This window comes from Janthinobacterium sp. 75 (genome assembly GCF_004365495.1).
In the GTDB taxonomy this organism is placed as follows: Bacteria; Pseudomonadota; Gammaproteobacteria; order Burkholderiales; family Burkholderiaceae_D; genus Janthinobacterium.
In genome coordinates, this window is the sequence record NZ_SORD01000001.1 from 5,241,377 (window position 1) to 5,258,718 (window position 17,342).

The following is a 17,342-nucleotide window of genomic DNA, read 5'->3' on the forward strand; positions in this document are numbered from 1 at the left end:
GTTATGAACTGTCGGCCACGCCGCTGCAATTGGCCGCTTGCTGCTGCGGGTCACAGACACGCACCCTGCCCAGCATATTGATTTTAATATGGCGCACCTGCTTTCCCAAAGTCAGGGACAAGGTACCCCAGCGCGCGGCCAGGCTATTGGTCGCGCTGCAACTGCGTCCTGCGCCATTGTAGGCGATATAAAACGGCGCCGTGGCCGAGGAAAACGCGAACTGCGCCGTGATGCCTGCAGGTAGCGGCCCCTGGCGAAACAGCAATTCGTCGCCGTCGTCGAACGCCAGGTTGGCATTGCGGTCAATAAAGACCAGCCAGCCCGTGCCCCAGTCCGTGCCCCCTGGTCCAGCCGGCATCAGCAGTACGCGCTGTCTGCGCGCCATCGCCTGCGCCCGCGTCAGTTCGATGGCCGAAAACAGGTCCGTGGCCGCCGCGCGTACCTGCTGGCGCGCCAGCAGATGCTGCAAGCCGGGCATGGCAGCGGCCGCCAGCAGCGCGGCCATCGCCAGCACGGCCAGCAATTCGATCAAGGTATGCCCTGTCCACCGTGGGCGCTGATGCGTGGCCATGGCCTAGTGCCAGCAATGGCTGGCGGGACCGCTGCTGCCGCGCTGGCCCGTGCTGTTCAAGGAGAGAACGCCGCAATCGGCATCCTGGAACCGCGCATCGACCTTGGACGTGCCCGGTATGGCCCGCAACAGCACGCATTGCCCGATCGTCAAGCCGGGGCAGGCCAGCGCCTCGATTTCATAGGCGCTGCCGGGCGCCCCCCCTTCGCCGGACCACCACGGAAACGCTTGCGCCTGGGTCGCCGGCGACGCCGAAGAAAAGGCCAGATAGTGATTGTTTTGCGAATAATAGCGCTCCTGCTGCTGCATCAGCCGCAGCAGGGCCGCCTGTCCCTGCACCCGCTTGGCGCGCACGACATGGCCGTGATAAGCGGGCACGGCCAGCGCAAGCAGCAGGCTCATGATCGCCAGCGCGGCCAGCAGTTCGATCAGGCTGAAGCCTAAGGTGGCTGCAGGGGCGCCACCGTTTGCAGCGGGCTCATTCCGCCTTGCCAGCACGCCCATGGGATCTCCCCCTCTCCAAAAAAGTGCCAGCCGCTGCGCCAGCCAGTACCGCTTTAGCTTTCCGCACGCCAGCCATGCCGGCGCCTATTTCTTCTTGGCCGCCTCGTGCAATTCGCGCCAGTTCGCCACTTCCCGCCAGCTGAGGCGCCGGGCCGGCAGCGGCGCGCTGACGACCTTGAGCCCCACCCCGCTGGCCGCGCCGGGCAAGCCAGGCTGCAGCACGGCAAGTTCCTTGCGCCCCTCGGCACGCCCCGACGCCGTCACGGCGCCCACCGTGCTGTTCAGCTCCAACGCCAGCGGCGGCGCGCGCGCCAGGCCATCGAACAAGCGCCCTGTCTGTGCCCCCGCCTGCACGAGACCGGCGCCATCGGCGGCAAAACCGCTCAGCACATCGAGCACATACAGGCGCGTGGCGGGCTTGACGCAAGAGTCGCGCCCCGGCAGTACGGTATTGAACAGCACCTTGCCGGCAGCCAGTACGGGACTGTTGACACTGCGTTCGCCCGTCTGCGCGGTATGGAGAAAATCGAGGTACCAGCCCCGCATGGCGTCGCTGCCCGTATAGCGCAACTCGGCGCCGTCGACGCGCACGCCGCCCACCGCCTCGCCCAGGCTGCGCTGCTCCAGGTCGGCCCGGCTGCGTGTGTGGGACGACTCCCGCAAATCATCGTGCACGGCGTAAAACGACTGCGGCAGAAAGGCGGAAGGCCAAGTATCGGCCGCTTCGACCAGCTTGCCCGTGCCGAACAGCAGCACATAGCCGCCACCGGGCGCATACGCCACATTCAGCCGCTGCGTCACGGGCTGGCGCCTGCCCTGCACATCGCGCGCCACAAACACCAGCTTGCGCGCCTGTCCCTCCTTCCACGGCGGCCCGCCAGCCATGCCGAGGCGCCAGATATTGCCCTGCAAATCTCCCGCATAGATATAAACCTGTTCGCCATCGGCGCCCGGCACCACGGCCGGCGGGCCCAGCGCCTGGGACACGGCTTCCGCGCCCACCGTCCCATCCGCATCGCCGCCATGGCCATCACTGGCCACGGGCACCTTGAGCCGGAAGTAATTACTTCCCAATTGCCAGGGCGTGCCAGGCGCCTTGTCCAGCGCCAGCAGGAAGATGGCGGCGGCCGATGCGGGGGCCGTCGTGTCCTTGCCGTCGTCCGCATGGTTGTTATAGCCGCTGGCGACGACGGCAAAATCGCGGAAAGCCGGCGCCCCCTCCTTGCCGCCCATATTGATACGGGCAAAGGCGGGCGGCGCGCGCACATTGCCCATCAGCTTGTCGTCGCGGTCCGTGAATTCCCACAGCGCCCCTTCTTGCGCGAAGCGCGCCGGGTCGGTGATATCGAGCGCAAACACGCCTTGCGCTCCGCCACCCAGGCCCGACACCAGCACCGTCTTCCAGCGTCCCGATGCCTGTACTTCCGCCGTGGCCGCCGCGCCATCGAGCAGCGGGCCGGGGCTGTAGCGAGTGCTCGCAGCGGCCGCCGCCGCGTGCAGCAGCGCTTGCGGCAGATAGGCAAACAATTCGCTGCCCGTGCGCGCATCGAACGCATGCAGCAAGCCATCGTTGGCCCCCAGGTAGAGCATTTTCCGACGCTGCAGCAGCAACTTGCGGTGCAAGCCATAGCCGGCGCCCGGCACGCCCAGCCCCGGCGCGCCCACGTACAGCAGATTGCCATATGGCGCCGCACCCAGGCTGCCTGAACGGCGCCGCAGGAAGCCGCCCGGCTGGCCCACCTCGTGCGTGCGCTTGCCCAGCAGATATGCCAGGCGCGCCTCTCCCTGGCCCGCCTGGCCATTGCCGCCTTCGAATGCGCCGCGCTGTTCCGCGTCGAGACGGTTCCAGGCCAGCGGCATCAGGCTGCCCCGGGCGTCGAGCGTGTAGACGGGACGCAAGGACACGGGCGTGCCATCCGGCACCAACTTCTCTTGGCCGCCAACGCGCCACCCTGGTTTGCCGGGAAGCAGCGCGCCGTCGGCACCCACGGCAAACGCGGTGCGCGACAAGCTCATGCTGCCATCGGCCAGGCGCATCTGCGTCTGGAACCAGTATGCCTCTTCCGTGCCACTGGCCAAGGCCATCAGGGCCGGCCCCGCCAGCGTCGCCGGCAAGCTGCCCATGTCGGCTGCCGCAAAAGCTGCCCGCAATCCCGCAATCAGGGCAGCCGGATCGCTGCCGGGCAAGTAATGTGAGGGCCAACGGCCGTCCACGCTCCACTCCTCCAGCGCGTTGCCCGTCGCGCTCTTGTAGGGGTTGGCGTCGCCGTTCGCATCGAGAAAGCCGCCATATTTGGCCACCAGCAACAAGGGTGTCGAGGCGGGCATGACGGCGGACACGCCCGCGGGGTCGCCCTGGCGCAAGTCGCCCGCATAGTGCTCGACCTTTGCAACGCCGTCGTTCCTGGCGCCAGGACGCAGCGCCTGCACATGCGACCAGTAGGCCAGCCCTGCAGCATGGTAGCTGGCGCCGCCCGCCCCGTCGGCCAGCAATTCCAGTGCCGCCAGTTCGGTCCGTGGCGCAGGATTACCCTGCGCGCCACTGCTTTCCAGGCTGCCCACCGCATGCGTCCAGGCCATCGCATCGAACGGCGGCGGCGCAAAACCATCGGCGGCGCGTGCGCGGTCGCCGTTTGATGCGGGAGTCGCCGGAACATTGCCGGGCACGTAGCGGTCGCCCGCCATGCCCGCATCGCCGAGGCTGACGACGATGTGGCGCTGGCAGCTGGCCGATTGCGGGTCGCTCCAATACGTCACGACCGGCAAGCCTTCATCGATGGCAGGCGCGGCCTTGGCAGGCGGCACAGCGGTACTCGCTTGCCGCCCCTGCAAGTAGCGCAGCGATTCATACAGCAATTCAGCCAGCGGCGCCGCCCTGGCGTACGCACCTGGGTGCCCGGCATTACTGCGGCCCAGGCCATTGATGTAAGCGGTCACCCCGCCACCAGGGCTCGCACCCTGGGCCACAGCCTGCGCCATATAGACGCCAGTGGCGGGATTCCACTCGGCATCGGCGTTGTCTTGCGGCATATAGTCGGGCGCCGTCCAGCGCTGCCGTCCAACGTGCGCCAGCGGCGCGCGCAGCACGCCGCCATACACGGGACCGGCGCTGGCGGGCGTGCCGTTCAAGTGACCAAACACGCCCACGCGCACCCTGCCGCCATGGCGCTGCACGGCCCCCACCGGCTTGTAATTCTTGCCGTATGCCAGGCACAAATCCTCGCGCAGCGGCCCCTCATCGGCGTCGCAAACGCGCACGCGCGCGAGAAACACGCCATGCGTGGCAGCAAAGCCGGGCGCGTCGCAACTGCCACCTGCGGGCTGGCCAAGGCTGGCATCGCCGAACAGCAGGCGGTTGCGGCAGGACACGATGGCCAGTTGCGCCAGCGCAAACGGCGTCGCCGCCGCCACGCCTGCATGCAAGACCTTGCGCGGAAAAAAGGTGGGATGGGCAAAATAGTCGATGGGGCCGTCGGCATCGGGCAGGTAGGCGCGCTGCAGCACCGTCTTGCGCACCTCGTCAATGACGCGGTCGCCGCCCGTCAGGGCGTAACGGACGATGTCGAGCATGCTGGCGCTGGCCCAGTTGAGAAAGTTGCCGCTGAAACTATCGCCGCCGCAGCCGTGTAGCGCATCGGCCGGTTTCAGCACGGAGAAGTAAGCGGTCGCTACGCGCAAGTCCGGCAGCATGACGCCGTCCTTGCTGCGGTACGGATAGCTGTAGCACATGCGCGCATGAAAGTAACCGGCGTACTCGCGCTGCGGCGCATAGTCGCTGCCGTACGCAGCCGCAGCGGCCGCATGCGTGAAGGACAGGTTAAGCAACAGATTCGGCGGCACTCTGGCGCCCTGCAAGCCCGCGTCGGCCCGCGCCAGCGTCACCGTCGGCTGGGCCGCGACAGCGGCGCCAATAGCCAGGCAAGTCAGCAGTATCAAGCAGAAAGACCACATAGCCCTCATGGCCCCGCTCCCGCCGCCTCTTTGCGGTAGTAGCTTTGCAGCACGACTTGCGTGCTTTCTTGCGCGCCAAACCCCATGGCCGTGATGCGGTACACATAGCTTTCCGTGGCCAGGCCGCCGGCCACTGCCGCTGCCTGTGCGCCGGGCGGGTGGAACGGCAGCAGTTCGATGAGGTAGCGGGGCCGGCGAGACGGCAGGAAACCCTGCCCCGTCTGCATGACCGCGCCCGTAAACTGGCCATACGGTACCGCACGGCTTTCAGCGTCCGCGCCATCGAGGTCCATGCTCAGCCAGAGCGCCGGCGCATCCTCGGGCGCGGGCAGGCACAGGCCCAGTGCGCCCCCTTCGCCGCAGCCGGCGGCAAACCCTGCCGCACTGCCCGGCGCAAAGAGGCTTGCCCGGCCCGGCGCGCCAGGCAAGCCTTCGATATCGTTTTGCGCATCCACCAATGCCTCCTCCGCCGCCTGAAACGCGATCTGCCGGTCACGCTCGCCGCGTGCCGCCTTTTCGCCCTGCAAGGCCATCTGCGCCGCCGATATGCCCAGCAGCAAGATGATCACAAGCAGGCACAGCACATACACCATGGTGGCGCCACGCCCTTGCGCGCCCGGAATGCAGCAGCCAGGACAACAACGGACGCCCATGCAAGCCACGGTGGCGCCCGCCTATGCCGGCCCGTTGCGCAGCATGATGCTTGTCTGCACCAGTTGCCGCAGCCTGGAGCGCGTTGCTGCGGGCAAGGCCGCGCGCGCGATGCGCACGCCCGTGTCGCCGGCGCCGTGCGCTTCGGCATAAGCCTTGCCGAACAGGTCGAACTGCGCCGGTCCCAGTTCCGCCATCTTGTCCACCTGGCCCGCCTCGCCATGCAACAGCAGCGCCACGCGCACGCTGGCCACGCGCTTCCAGTGCGTGCGCCGGTAAAAATCGCGCTGGCGCGCGGCCGCATCCGCGCCCGCCAGCACCAGCGCCGCATCGTCGGCGTCGAGCGCGCTGGCATTGACATAGTGGTTCGCCACGCCGTCGGGCGGCGTATCCGTATCGAGGCCATACAGCACCTGGAAACTGTCGACGCCGCGGATAATGGCGTCCGCGCCCCAGCCGTTCGCGCCGCGATATTTGCAACGCAGCTCGCCTTCGCCATCGGCTCCCTGGGCCACATAGAAAATACTCCAGCCCCGCTGCGCCTCCGTTTGCGCGGCGCCCACGGCGAAGCCGGCGCAATTGAGCACGGATCCGTCGCCGCCCTCCTCCTTGCCGGCGCCGTAATAGCGCAGGGCCAGCACGTCGCTGCCCTGCACGGCGTCGGGCAGCGCGCCGCTGATGCCTTCGCTGTTCTTGCCCAGGCTACGCGCGTCGAGCCCGGCGATACTCGCGCTGTCGTAATCCGCATGGGCGACGGGCGCGGCGCTGCTGTCCCAGTTCACATACGCTGTCTGGCGCACGGCGCGGGCGATGGTGTCGAGTGCATAGCGGCCATTGTCATCCAGGCGCGCGCTGGCGGACTGCTCACCATAACTGCCGCTGGTAGCCAGCAGCACGGTACTGGCCGCCAGCATCAACAACGCGCCCAGCGACAGGGCCACCAGCAATTCAAGCAGGCTCATGCCGCGATGCCCGCGCAAGACAGTGTTCATGCGCCGCCTCCCCCAAGCTGGAATGCCAGCCTGGGCAACGATTCGCCTGCCGCATTCACTGCGGGTGATCCATTGGCCTGCCTGCCGCGCCAGCCCAGCTTGATGATGATGGGCGCGCCCTTGCCGCCGCTGCACGCCCAGTGCAAACCCTGGGCGGCGGCATCCCACGCGGCAAGGTCGCGGCAGATATGCAGCCGCGCGCCAGGCAAGGCCGACTGCAGCTGCTGTTTCCATTCGGCGATGTCGAATTGCGCCAGCTCGGCCGCGCTGCAGACGGCGGCGCCGAAGCAGCCGGGCGCGCCGCCGCCAGCCTCGGCGCCGTCCTCCGCCGCGTAGGCAACGCTCAGGTAGGGATTACCCGCATCGGGGCCATGCATGAGCACGCTGTTCGCCCGCATGCGTTCGGCCATGCCGGCGGCCAGTTGCACACCCGCCGACAACAGCGCCGACTCATGGCGCGCGCGCAGGGAACTCAGTTGCAGGATGCTGGCGCCCAGCAAGCCCAACGCCAACAGCAGCAGCGATACCAGCACCTCGACAAGGCTGCTGCCATCCATGGGACCACGCGTGCCACTGTGCATGAGCTTCTCCTGCCGACAGAATGTAACCAGGACGGGAGCCGCGCCGGCGCCCGGCCCACTTACACGATAGGCGCGCGCAAACAACCGCGTCTGCGCTAGCGCAAACAGCACGGCGATATGGTGAGAAAAACAGCGTTGGGATTGATCGGTCGCTTGCCAGGCGAACGCTGGCGTGATGAACACGGGGCGCAGGACCGGCCCCGTTTTCAATAAGGGGACATCAGGGCTTGCTGCGCGCCTGTCCCACTTCGGCAATCGCATCCTGGAACTCGGCCAGGTCTTCGAAATTCTTGTAGACGGAGGCGAAGCGGATGTAGGCGATCTTGTCCAGGCGCTTGAGTTCCTGCATGACGAGTTCGCCGATATAGCCGGAATCGACTTCGCGCAAGCCGCTGGTCAGCAATTTTTCCTGGATGGAAGCGATGGCCGTATCCACGGAGGCGGCCGCGACGGGACGCTTGCGCAAGGCCAGCATCAAACTGCCGCGCAACTTATCCGCAGCGAACTCCGTCCGGCTGCCATTCTTTTTGACGACGGCCGGCATGATAAGTTCAATGCGTTCGTAGGTGGTGAAGCGCTTGTCGCATTTACCGCAACGGCGGCGCCGCCGAATGGCATCCCCGTCCTCCGATACGCGCGTATCGAGGACCTGGGTGTCGCCGTGCTGGCAAAATGGACATTTCATGGGCTGGCTACAACTTTATAGTAATAATTACGGGAAATCGCCGCCCTTAAATGAAAGGGCGCCCGAATCACTCCGGGCGCCCTTGGGCACGACTGGAATGTGTCAGACAGAATCTTACTCTGTATGACACATTCTGGACAAATAATTACGCGGCGTACACCGGGTGTGCATCGGCCAGCACTTTCACGGCCGCTTTCACGCGCTCGATGGTGGCGGCGTCATGCGGATTGTCCAGCACGTCGGCGATCAGGTTGCCCACTTCTTCCGCTTGCGCTTCCTTGAAACCGCGCGTCGTCATCGCCGGGCTGCCCAGGCGGATGCCCGAGGTGACGAAAGGTTTTTGCGGATCGTTCGGGATGCCGTTCTTGTTGCAGGTGATGTGCGCGGAACCGAGGATGGCTTCGGCTTCCTTGCCCGTCAGGTTCTTGGCGCGCAGGTCGACCAGCATGACGTGCGATTCGGTGCCGCCGGAAACGATGCGCAGGCCGCGCTTGATCAGGGTTTTCGCCAGAACGTCGGCGTTCTTGACCACTTGCTTCTGGTATTCAACGAAGTCAGGGCTCAGTGCTTCCTTGAAGGCGACGGCCTTGCCGGCGATCACGTGCATCAGCGGGCCGCCCTGAATGCCAGGGAAGATGGCCGAGTTGATGGCTTTTTCGTGTTCAGCCTTCATCAGGATGATGCCGCCGCGAGGGCCGCGCAAGGACTTATGCGTGGTCGAGGTGACGAAGTCGGCGAACGGCACCGGATTCGGGTACAGGCCGGCGGCGATCAAGCCGGCGTAGTGGGCCATGTCGACCATGAAGTAGGCGCCCACTTCCTTGGCGATCTTGCCGAAACGCTCGAAGTCGATCTTTTTCGAGAACGCCGACGCGCCGGCGATGATCAGCTTGGGCTTGCGTTCGCGGGCCAGGCGCTCCATAGCCTCGTAGTCGATGTCTTCTTCCGCCGTCAAGCCATACGATACGACGTCGAACCATTTACCGGACATGTTCAGCGGCATGCCGTGGGTCAGGTGGCCGCCTTCGGCCAGCGACATACCCATGATCAGGTCGCCTGGTTTCAGCACGGCAAAGAACACGCCCTGGTTCGCCTGCGAGCCGGAGTTCGGCTGCACATTCGCGCATTCGGCGCCGAACAGCTGTTTTACACGGTCGATGGCCAGTTGCTCGGCCACGTCGACGTATTCGCAGCCACCATAGTAGCGCTTGCCTGGATAGCCTTCGGCATATTTATTCGTCAGCTGCGAGCCTTGCGCTTCCATTACGGCCGGCGATGTGTAGTTCTCCGACGCGATCAGTTCGATGTGGTCGTGCTGGCGCGTGTTCTCTTTTTGAATGACGGCGAACAATTCAGGGTCGACGTTGGCGAGGGTGTGATCTTTTGCAAACATGTAAAAACTCCAAGGATGAGGGTGCTTGTACTGGCAGGTTGGATCGAATGAGGGGAGCCGGCGTTAATTGAATAACAACATTGGACAGGCAGCCTCTTCGTGCTTTTCCATAGTGGCTACCCAGGCGAACGGCTGATGAAAAATCTCACGTTTCCCGGTGGGTGCCCACCTTTCGCCGGTTTGCCGATCACCATCCAGGGAGATCGCCCGACTTTTCGCCAGTCACGTGAGACGTAATGGAAATCAAATTGTAAGTTAAGTGCCCAAATTGAGCAAGGAATGCAACCGTGCAGCTATAATCGCCGCGCGCCATCGCAGCCCGGGCATGGCCACAGACCGCCCCGGGGCGTGCCTGCGGCTCTTAAGCTGAACTTAAACCTGGCTGCGGCATGTAAGCGTATGTTACGAAGCTTGCCATTATGCACCCCCGATTTACAATGCTGCGGTGCAACTTATATGCAGCTTTTGCATAGCTTTCCAGCAAGCGCCCACCGTCACAAGAAGAAAAATCGCGTAAAATGTTGCTCAATCTCACTACTGGCGCAATAAACATGCCTTCAGTCTTTACCTGGAACGTACGTGTCTACTATGAAGACACCGACGCCGGCGGCATCGTCTATTACGCAAATTACCTGAAATTCTTCGAACGTGCGCGTACCGAATGGCTGCGCGCCATCGACGTGGGCCAGCAGGAGCTGCTGGAACAGCACGACGCGATGTTCGTTGTCAAAAGCGTCAACGCCGACTATCATGCGCCAGCCAGGCTCGATGACACGGTAAGATTAACCTTAAGCATAGAAAAGATGGGGCGCGCCTCCATCGTTTTCCTGCAACAAGCCTGGTGCGGCGAGCGCCTGCTGAACACGGCCCGCGTCAAGATCGGCTGCGTCGACTCGGCATTGCGCCCGCGCGCCGTGCCTGATGCAGTGGCGGCCCGCATGCGCGCCGCCTGAGCCCTACCCGCCACCCCCGGACAATTCACCCAACAGACTGCCAGCCAATGAACGTTACACAAGATCTTTCTTTCCTCGCGCTCATCACCAATGCCCATTTGATCGTGCAACTGATCATGGCCCTGCTGCTGCTGATTTCCCTGACCAGCTGGACCTACATTTTCCGCAAGATGTTTGCCGTGCGCCAGGCGCGCAAGCAAACCATCGAATTCGAACGCAGCTTCTGGGCCGGCGGCAACCTGCATGCGCTGCATCAAAACGCCAGCGGCAACCGCGACCAGAGCGGCGCGCTGGCCCGCATCTTCGACGCCGGCATGGGCGAATTCATCAAGGGCAAGGCATCCTATGGTTCGCGCGAAGCGCTGGACGTGGGCGCCGTGCTCGACGGTGCCCGCCGCGCCATGCGCGCCGCCTTCCAGCGTGAAATGGACGTGCTCGAATCGCATCTGGCCTTCCTCGCTTCCGTCGGTTCCGTCTCGCCCTACATCGGCCTGCTCGGTACCGTCTGGGGCATCATGAACGCCTTCCGCGGCCTGGCCAACGTGCAGCAAGCCACCCTGGCCGCCGTCGCGCCCGGCATTGCCGAAGCGCTGATCGCCACCGCCATCGGCCTGTTCGCGGCAATTCCCGCCGTCGTCGCCTACAACCGTTTTTCGCATGACATCGACCGCCTGGCGATCCGTTTCGAGAGCTTCGTCGAGGAATTCTCCAACATCTTGCAGCGCCAGTCGCGCTAAGAGGGAGCAGCGTTCATGGGTTCCTCATTCAATAGCGGCGGCATGCGCGGCGGCCGTGGCCGCAAGTTCAAGTCCGAGATCAACGTCGTGCCGTACATCGACGTGATGCTGGTGCTGCTGATCATCTTCATGGTCATGCCGTCGTCGAACAATCCCAGCGTGGTGAACTTGCCCAACGCGGAAAGGTCGGCGAAGCCGCCCGATGACTATATCCAGATCGTGCTCAAACCGAATGGTTCGCTGTCGATCGGCGTCATCGGCAAGGAACAGTTGTCGCCGGAAACGGAACCGAACCGCGACGCCCTGCTGCGCAAGCTGCGCGGTTTGCACGAGAGCAATCCCGACTATCCCGTGATGATTGCGGGCGACAAGGAAAGCAAGTACGACGATGTGATCCAGCTCATTTCGGAAGCGAAAAAAATGGGCATTACCCGCGTCGGCCTGGCCACCAAGTAAGCACAGCATCCTGTTTCCAGACTTGACCGTTTTTAGATAGACTAGACTTTGCAGACCAAACAAATCGACCATGTACTCGGCAAGCCCTACAGCGTGCCGCGCGAACGCAGCCGCTGGCCCTCGCTGGGCCTGGCGCTGGCGATGCACCTTGGCCTGCTGTTTTTCCTGTGGGTGGGCGTACACTGGCAAAATACGGAACCCGTCGCCGTCGAAGCGGAAGTGTGGGACCTGAAAGTGCAGACGGCAGCGCCGCCGCCCGACGTGGCGACGGAACCGGAGCCGACACCGGCGCCGCCACCGGAACCGCAAGTGGAACAGCCGGCCCCGCCGCCACCGCCGCCGGTGGCAGCACCCGAGCCGAAGGTCGACCTGCGCGAGGCGGAGATCGCCCTGGAACGCAAGAAGGCCAAGCTGAAAGAAGAAAAAGAGAAAGCGGCAGCGGAAGAGCGCCGCAAGCAGGAACTGAAGGAACGCGAGGAAGAAAAGCGCGAACTGGAGAAACAGAAGCAGAAAGAAAAAGACAAGGCTGAAAAGCTGGAAAAAGAAAAGGTCGACAAACTGGCGAAAGCCAAAGAAGCCAAAGAAGCCAAAGAGAAAGAAAAAGCGGCGGAAGAAAAAGCCGAGAAAGAACTGTCCGATAAAAAAGCGGCGGCGGAAAAAGCAGCCAAAGCCAAGAAAGCGGCGGCGGAAAATGCCGCCGCCGCCAAAATCCGTGCCGATGATATGAAGCGGATGATGGCGCAGGCAGGCAATGGCACAACGGGCACGGCCGAGAAAGCGACCGCGCCGCGCAAGGACAGCGGCTATGTCGCTGCCCTGACGAGCAAGATCAAGAGCAATATCGCGTACAGCGGTAGCACGGACGTGCCGGGCAACCCGCGCGCCGTGTTCAAGATCGAGCAACTGCCAACTGGGGAAATTATTTCGGTCCGAAAGATTAAAAGTAGCGGCCTGCCGGCGTATGACAGCTCGGTGGAAAACGCCATTAATAAATCGTCGCCACTGCCGAAGAAAAAAGACGGCACCGTGGAACGCGAGATTGAACTCATATTCGAGATGAAGGATTTGCCTAAATGATGACCATGAAAAAAATGAGCTATGTCGTGCTCTGTGCCGGCCTGATGCTGGGAGCCTCTGGCGCCCAGGCGCAGCTGCGCGTGGAGATTACAGGGATCGGCAGCAACCAGATCCCGGTAGCTGTCGCCAGCTTTGTCAATGAATCGGCGGCGCCGCAATCGCTGTCGGGCATCATCAAGGCCGACCTTGCACGCAGCGGCGTGTTCAAGCTGATCGACGCCGATGCGCCCGTGTCGGAAACGGCGCCCGTCAGCTACGACCAATGGAAGTCGCGCGGCGCAGACGCGCTGGCAGCCGGCACCGTGCAAAGCATGGCCGATGGCCGCCTGGACGTGCGCTACAAGCTGTTCGACACAATCAAGGGCACCCAGATCTCCAGCATGAACAATGCGGCCGCGCCGCAGTTCAACCGCCTGCTGGCGCACAAAATTGCCGATGACATCTATGAGAAGCTGACGGGCGTCAAAGGCGCATTCGCCACGCGCATCGCCTACGTCACGCAATCGGGCCGCGAATACCGCCTGGAAGTGGCCGACGCCGATGGCGAAGGCATCCAGGTCGCCCTGCGCTCGAATGAGCCTATCATTTCGCCATCGTGGTCGCCGGATGGCACCAAGGTGGCGTATGTGTCGTTTGAAAAGAAAAAGCCCATCGTTTACGTGCAAAATCTGGTGACGCGCCAGCGCACCATCGTATCGAATGAAAAAGGCAGCAATTCTGCGCCCACCTGGAGCCCGGACGGTTCGCGCCTTGCCGTGGCCCTGTCGCGCGATGGCCATACCCAGGTCTATACCGTCAATGCCGACGGCAGCGGCTTGCGCCGCGTCAGCAACAGCAGCGGCATCGATACGGAACCTCAGTTCTCGGCCGATGGACAAAGCATTTACTTCACCAGCGATCGCAGCGGCGGACCACAAATCTATCGCATGTCGGTCAGCGGCGGCGAAGCCAAGCGCGTGACGTTTGGCGGCTCCTACAACATCAGCCCGCGGATTTCATCCGACGGGAAGACTCTCGCTTATATTTCCCGTCGCGACGGCAATTTCCAGCTCTACGCGCTCGACCTGGCTAGTGGCCAGGAACTGCGTCTGTCGGACACCGCCAACGACGAATCACCGAGCTTTTCGCCCAACGGGAAATATATTATGTACGCGACCGAATCCGGACGACGCAAGTCGCTGGCAGTGGTATCGGTGGATGGCCGCGTCAAACAGCGTTTGACTACGCAAGCTGGCAATATCAAGGAGCCCACCTGGGGTCCTTTTATGAAGTAAATGCTGTACAGTTTCACCTTTAACCATGACCCGGAGAATAAAAATGAGTAACTTTAAAAGTTTGGCTTTCATCGCCGCTACCGCAGCCCTGCTGTCCGCCTGCAGCACCCCAGTCAAAGTCGCAGAGACCCCAGTGGTTGAGCGCGCTCCTGAAAAAGTCGCAGCTCCAGTTGACACCCGTCAAGTTCAGCCAGTAACGACCGCATCGGTCGATCCACTGGACGATCCAAAAGGCGTGCTGGCTAACCGCAGCATCTACTTCGACTTCAACAAATACGTCGTGCGCGAAGCGGACACCCCAGTCGTGCAAAACCACGCCGCCTACCTGGTAAAAACCCCGGCACGCAAGATCCTGATCCAAGGTAACACCGATGAACGCGGTGGCGCTGAGTACAACCTGGCCCTGGGCCAGAAACGTGCTGAAGCCGTGCGCAAGTCGATGGCCGCCCTGGGCGTGCCAGAAGGCCAAATGGAAGCCGTGTCGCTGGGCAAAGAAAAGCCTAAAGCACAAGGCAGCAACGAAGCAGCATGGGCTGAAAACCGCCGCGCTGACATCGTTTATTGATGTTCATGGGTGAGCGCTGCAGCATTGACGCTTACCTAACTGGCCAGTCATAGGCATAATAATGGGGCGCAGCGCGGTGATTCACCGCCCGGCGCCCCGTTTGCATGTTTTGCGTAACCTTTGAAAGCCCGACCCATGATGACATTCTCGAAAGCCGGCGTCGCCGCCGCCTTGATGGCCGCGTTTGCCTACCTGCCCCTGCACGCCAACGCCGCCCTGTTCGACGACGACGAAGCGCGCAAGGCCATCCTGGAGCTGCGCGCCAAGGTGGACGCCATGGCGCGCGACCTGAACGGCCGCATCGACACCAAGGCGGACAAGACCAGCACCTTGAGCCTGCTCAACCAGCACGACCAGACCATGCAAGAGATCGCCCGCCTGCGCGGCCAGATCGAAGTACTGGGCAACGACCTGGCGAACACGCAAAAGCGCCAGAAGGATTTCTACACCGACATCGACGCGCGCCTGCGCAAACTGGAGCCGCGCCAGGTCACCATCGATGGCCAGGAAGCGGCCGTAGGCGTCTCCGAGCAAAGCTCGTATGAGTCCGCGTTCGGCCTGTTCAAGTCGGGCGACTACAAGGGCGCTGTCACGGCACTGGACGCCTTCGTGAAACGCTATCCGGAATCGGCCTACGCGGCCAATGCGCAATACTGGCTGGGAAATGCCTATTACGCCCAGCGTGACTGCAAGAGCGCCATCACGGCCCAGCAGGCCGTGCTGAAGCATTATCCGGACAGCCCGAAGGCGCCCGACGCCATGCTCAACATCGCCAGCTGCTACACGGAGCTGAAAGACAAGTCGAACGCGACCAAGACGCTGAACGCCCTGATCTCGCGCTACCCTGACTCCAGCGCCGCCCAGGCAGCGAAGGAACGGGGCGGCAAAAAGTAAAACCGGGGAAAAAGTTGCCCGTTAGGTTTGACAGAATCCCGGGCACCCCCTATAATCTTTCTTCTTCGGGTCGTTAGCTCAGCTGGTAGAGCAGCGGACTTTTAATCCGTTGGTCGCAGGTTCGAATCCCGCACGGCCTACCACGAATACGCAGTACTGATCTGCTTGCGAGTTGTTATAGCAAGCATTTTTTTACGGCACAGTGTTACCGAAGTTGTTGTAAAAAGTTTTTGGGTCGTTAGCTCAGCTGGTAGAGCAGCGGACTTTTAATCCGTTGGTCGCAGGTTCGAATCCCGCACGGCCTACCAAATACTATGAAGAAGCCAACCGTTCGCGGTTGGCTTTTTTGTTTTTCAGAATAGAAACAGGCAGCATTATTTCAGAAGGCGAGCGCGATCGGCACTCGACAGCGTCGACCTTAACGCGATACCCATGCCGGCCTCCCCGCCAGATGCGCCACCACACTGCCCATCAACCGCCCCAGCGGCACCTCCACCCAGCGGTAAAACGCCGCACCGGCCACCATGCTGGCGCCCCAGGCCGTCAGCATGCCCAGCGCCTGCCAGGCCGGCTCCAATGGGACATAGGCGGTAAACAAGGCATTGACCAGCAGGCTGACGGGAAAGTGCACGAGAAACACGGCATACGAGATGCGGCCCAGAGTATTGATGATATGCCAGGCGCCGCCCTGCGCAGGCGTGCGGGCACGGCCAAACAGGAACAGGACGCAGGCGACGATCAGCGCCAGGGCGATGCGGCTGCGGTAGTCGACGGCCAGGGCCAGCAGCACGGGCACGGCGGCCATCGCCATGAGCGCGGTCATGGAACCGGGCTTGCGGGCCGGGTCGCTGGCCCACCAGGCCAGCATGCCGAGGCCGTAGCTGCCGAAGAAATACGGCGCCCAGTTGTCCCAGCCCGCATCGAGATTGAAGTACAGCAGGGAAAAGGTGATACCCAATGTAACGGCCAGCGGCATCAGCCAGCCCATGCGCCGCTGGCCCGCCAGGCGGCCGCCCAGCCACAGCAGCGATACCGTCAGCAGGTATAGCTGGAAATCGATGGCCACGTACCAGGCGCCGGCCGACAGCGATTCATAGCCCAGCACGCCATGCAGCAGCAAGGCATGGGCGCTCAGCTGGCCCAGGGTGACGGCGGCCGACATGGAATCATGCAGCATCCAGATACCAGCCACAGGCGTAATGACGGCGGCAAGCAAGGTGGCAGCCAGGAAAGGCGGCGCCAGCTTGGCATAGCGGCGCCAGATCGCCTGCAGCGGCGAGGCGATGCCGGGGCGGCCGGCGGGCGAAAGGGATTTGGCGACGAGAAAGCCGCCGATGACGAGAAACACTTGCACGGCGATGCGCGCGCTGCCGCCCAGCCAGTCCAGCAATGCGGGCCACAGGGGCTGCACATAGTCAGACATCGGCCCGTAAAACGCCAGGTGGTGCAACACGATCAACTGCGCCGCGCCCGCTTTCAAACCATTGATCCAGCCAAACTGCGGACGATTTGCCAGGTCCGCCTGTGATACCGATGCTACTGCCGTCATTCCCATCCCTTGCCATGCCAGGTAGTGTCGCCAGCCATCGCGCAACAGGCACGCGGCTGAGGATTTACCGAAAGGCCGATATGATAGCCGAGCCTGGAAGATGGCGGGGCACGGCAGGCAGCTAGACTCCCTGCCCGCCCGCCTCCGGCGCCTCGGCGGACAATGGCTGCTGCGCCAGGATGGCATCGAGCAAACCGGGGAAGCGGCTCTCGATATCGGTGCGGCGCAGGGTGTTCATGTGCGTCGTGCCCGCGTTTTCCGTGTAGACCAGGCCAGCTTCGCGCAAGACCTTGAAATGGTGCGAGACAGTCGACTTCGGCCGTCCGCCATCAAGGTCGCCACAAGCGGCCGCGTCAACTCTGGCCAGGTGGCGCACGATGTCGAGGCGGATGGAATCGCTCAAGGCGTACAGCACTCTTTCGAGCACGAATTCGCTGGCGGAGGGATGTTTGTGTGGACGCATGAGCAGAATCATACAGCATGCGCTATACTAATTCCATTCTTCGAAT

Annotated in this window: 17 protein-coding genes, 2 tRNA genes and 1 riboswitch; of the genes, 9 read left to right on the plus strand and 10 right to left on the minus strand. The window is 63.1% G+C overall.

Annotation, left to right across the window (positions count from 1 at the left end):
- Position 1: 1 nt before the first annotated feature.
- From C8C89_RS23885 to glyA, 8 genes are all read right to left on the minus strand, one after another.
- Entirely contained in the window at positions 2-571 is a 570-nt protein-coding gene (locus C8C89_RS23885; protein ID WP_243858215.1) for a GspH/FimT family pseudopilin, read from the minus strand.
- Positions 572-574: 3 nt separating this feature from the next.
- A complete protein-coding gene (locus tag C8C89_RS23890) occupies positions 575-1,075 on the minus strand; it encodes a type IV pilin protein (protein ID WP_101480291.1) in 501 nt (166 codons plus the stop codon).
- 84 nt (positions 1,076-1,159) lie between these two features.
- A complete protein-coding gene (locus C8C89_RS23895) occupies positions 1,160-5,026 on the minus strand; it encodes a PilC/PilY family type IV pilus protein (protein ID WP_166674841.1) in 3,867 nt (1,288 codons plus the stop codon).
- A 5-nt stretch (positions 5,027-5,031) separates the two neighbouring features.
- Positions 5,032-5,619 carry a pilus assembly protein gene (locus C8C89_RS23900; protein ID WP_243858217.1) on the minus strand — a complete coding sequence of 196 codons (588 nt, stop codon included), beginning with the start codon at positions 5,617-5,619 and terminating at the stop codon, positions 5,032-5,034.
- Between the two features lie 81 nt (positions 5,620-5,700).
- Positions 5,701-6,669, minus strand: a complete 969-nt coding sequence (locus C8C89_RS23905) for a PilW family protein (RefSeq protein WP_133992957.1) — start codon at positions 6,667-6,669, stop codon at positions 5,701-5,703.
- The gene (gene pilV, locus C8C89_RS23910) at positions 6,666-7,250 is read right to left on the minus strand and encodes a type IV pilus modification protein PilV (protein ID WP_133992959.1); all 585 of its coding nucleotides are present in this window, start codon (positions 7,248-7,250) and stop codon (positions 6,666-6,668) included. Before pilV ends, C8C89_RS23905 begins: the two co-directional genes overlap by 4 nt.
- A gap of 220 nt (positions 7,251-7,470) precedes the next feature.
- Positions 7,471-7,935: a transcriptional regulator NrdR gene (gene nrdR, locus C8C89_RS23915; protein ID WP_102122546.1), complete on the minus strand. Its 465-nt coding sequence runs from the start codon at positions 7,933-7,935 to the stop codon at positions 7,471-7,473.
- Positions 7,936-8,080: 145 nt separating this feature from the next.
- Positions 8,081-9,328, minus strand: a complete 1,248-nt coding sequence (glyA, locus tag C8C89_RS23920; protein WP_101480285.1) for a serine hydroxymethyltransferase — start codon at positions 9,326-9,328, stop codon at positions 8,081-8,083.
- Between the two features lie 111 nt (positions 9,329-9,439).
- Positions 9,440-9,564, minus strand: a riboswitch (ZMP/ZTP riboswitch).
- Positions 9,565-9,879: 315 nt separating this feature from the next.
- Here glyA and ybgC point away from each other — a divergent pair.
- From ybgC to C8C89_RS23965, 9 genes are all read left to right on the plus strand, one after another.
- Positions 9,880-10,281 carry a tol-pal system-associated acyl-CoA thioesterase gene (ybgC, locus tag C8C89_RS23925; RefSeq protein WP_133992961.1) on the plus strand — a complete coding sequence of 134 codons (402 nt, stop codon included), beginning with the start codon at positions 9,880-9,882 and terminating at the stop codon, positions 10,279-10,281.
- 47 nt (positions 10,282-10,328) lie between these two features.
- Positions 10,329-11,018, plus strand: a complete 690-nt coding sequence (gene tolQ / locus C8C89_RS23930) for a protein TolQ (protein ID WP_046682323.1) — start codon at positions 10,329-10,331, stop codon at positions 11,016-11,018.
- 15 nt (positions 11,019-11,033) lie between these two features.
- Positions 11,034-11,474 (plus strand): ExbD/TolR family protein, encoded by a 441-nt coding sequence (locus tag C8C89_RS23935; protein WP_242428498.1) that lies wholly within the window; start codon positions 11,034-11,036, stop codon positions 11,472-11,474.
- A 48-nt stretch (positions 11,475-11,522) separates the two neighbouring features.
- Positions 11,523-12,551, plus strand: a complete 1,029-nt coding sequence (tolA, locus tag C8C89_RS23940; protein ID WP_133992963.1) for a cell envelope integrity protein TolA — start codon at positions 11,523-11,525, stop codon at positions 12,549-12,551.
- Positions 12,548-13,825 carry a Tol-Pal system beta propeller repeat protein TolB gene (gene tolB / locus C8C89_RS23945; protein WP_101480282.1) on the plus strand — a complete coding sequence of 426 codons (1,278 nt, stop codon included), beginning with the start codon at positions 12,548-12,550 and terminating at the stop codon, positions 13,823-13,825. The genes tolA and tolB overlap by 4 nt, the downstream gene beginning before the upstream one ends.
- A 43-nt stretch (positions 13,826-13,868) precedes the next feature.
- Positions 13,869-14,390 (plus strand): peptidoglycan-associated lipoprotein Pal, encoded by a 522-nt coding sequence (gene pal, locus C8C89_RS23950; RefSeq protein ID WP_101480281.1) that lies wholly within the window; start codon positions 13,869-13,871, stop codon positions 14,388-14,390.
- Positions 14,391-14,525: 135 nt separating this feature from the next.
- A complete protein-coding gene (gene ybgF, locus C8C89_RS23955) occupies positions 14,526-15,284 on the plus strand; it encodes a tol-pal system protein YbgF (protein ID WP_101480280.1) in 759 nt (252 codons plus the stop codon).
- Positions 15,285-15,351: 67 nt separating this feature from the next.
- Positions 15,352-15,427: transfer RNA gene (locus C8C89_RS23960), tRNA-Lys, on the plus strand.
- Positions 15,428-15,516: 89 nt separating this feature from the next.
- Positions 15,517-15,592 (plus strand) — tRNA-Lys (locus C8C89_RS23965).
- Between the two features lie 110 nt (positions 15,593-15,702).
- Here C8C89_RS23965 and C8C89_RS23970 read toward each other — a convergent pair.
- A complete protein-coding gene (locus tag C8C89_RS23970; protein ID WP_133992965.1) occupies positions 15,703-16,833 on the minus strand; it encodes an acyltransferase in 1,131 nt (376 codons plus the stop codon).
- Between the two features lie 121 nt (positions 16,834-16,954).
- Positions 16,955-17,296, minus strand: a complete 342-nt coding sequence (locus C8C89_RS23975; RefSeq protein ID WP_133992967.1) for a helix-turn-helix domain-containing protein — start codon at positions 17,294-17,296, stop codon at positions 16,955-16,957.
- Between the last annotated feature and the right edge of the window lie 46 nt (positions 17,297-17,342).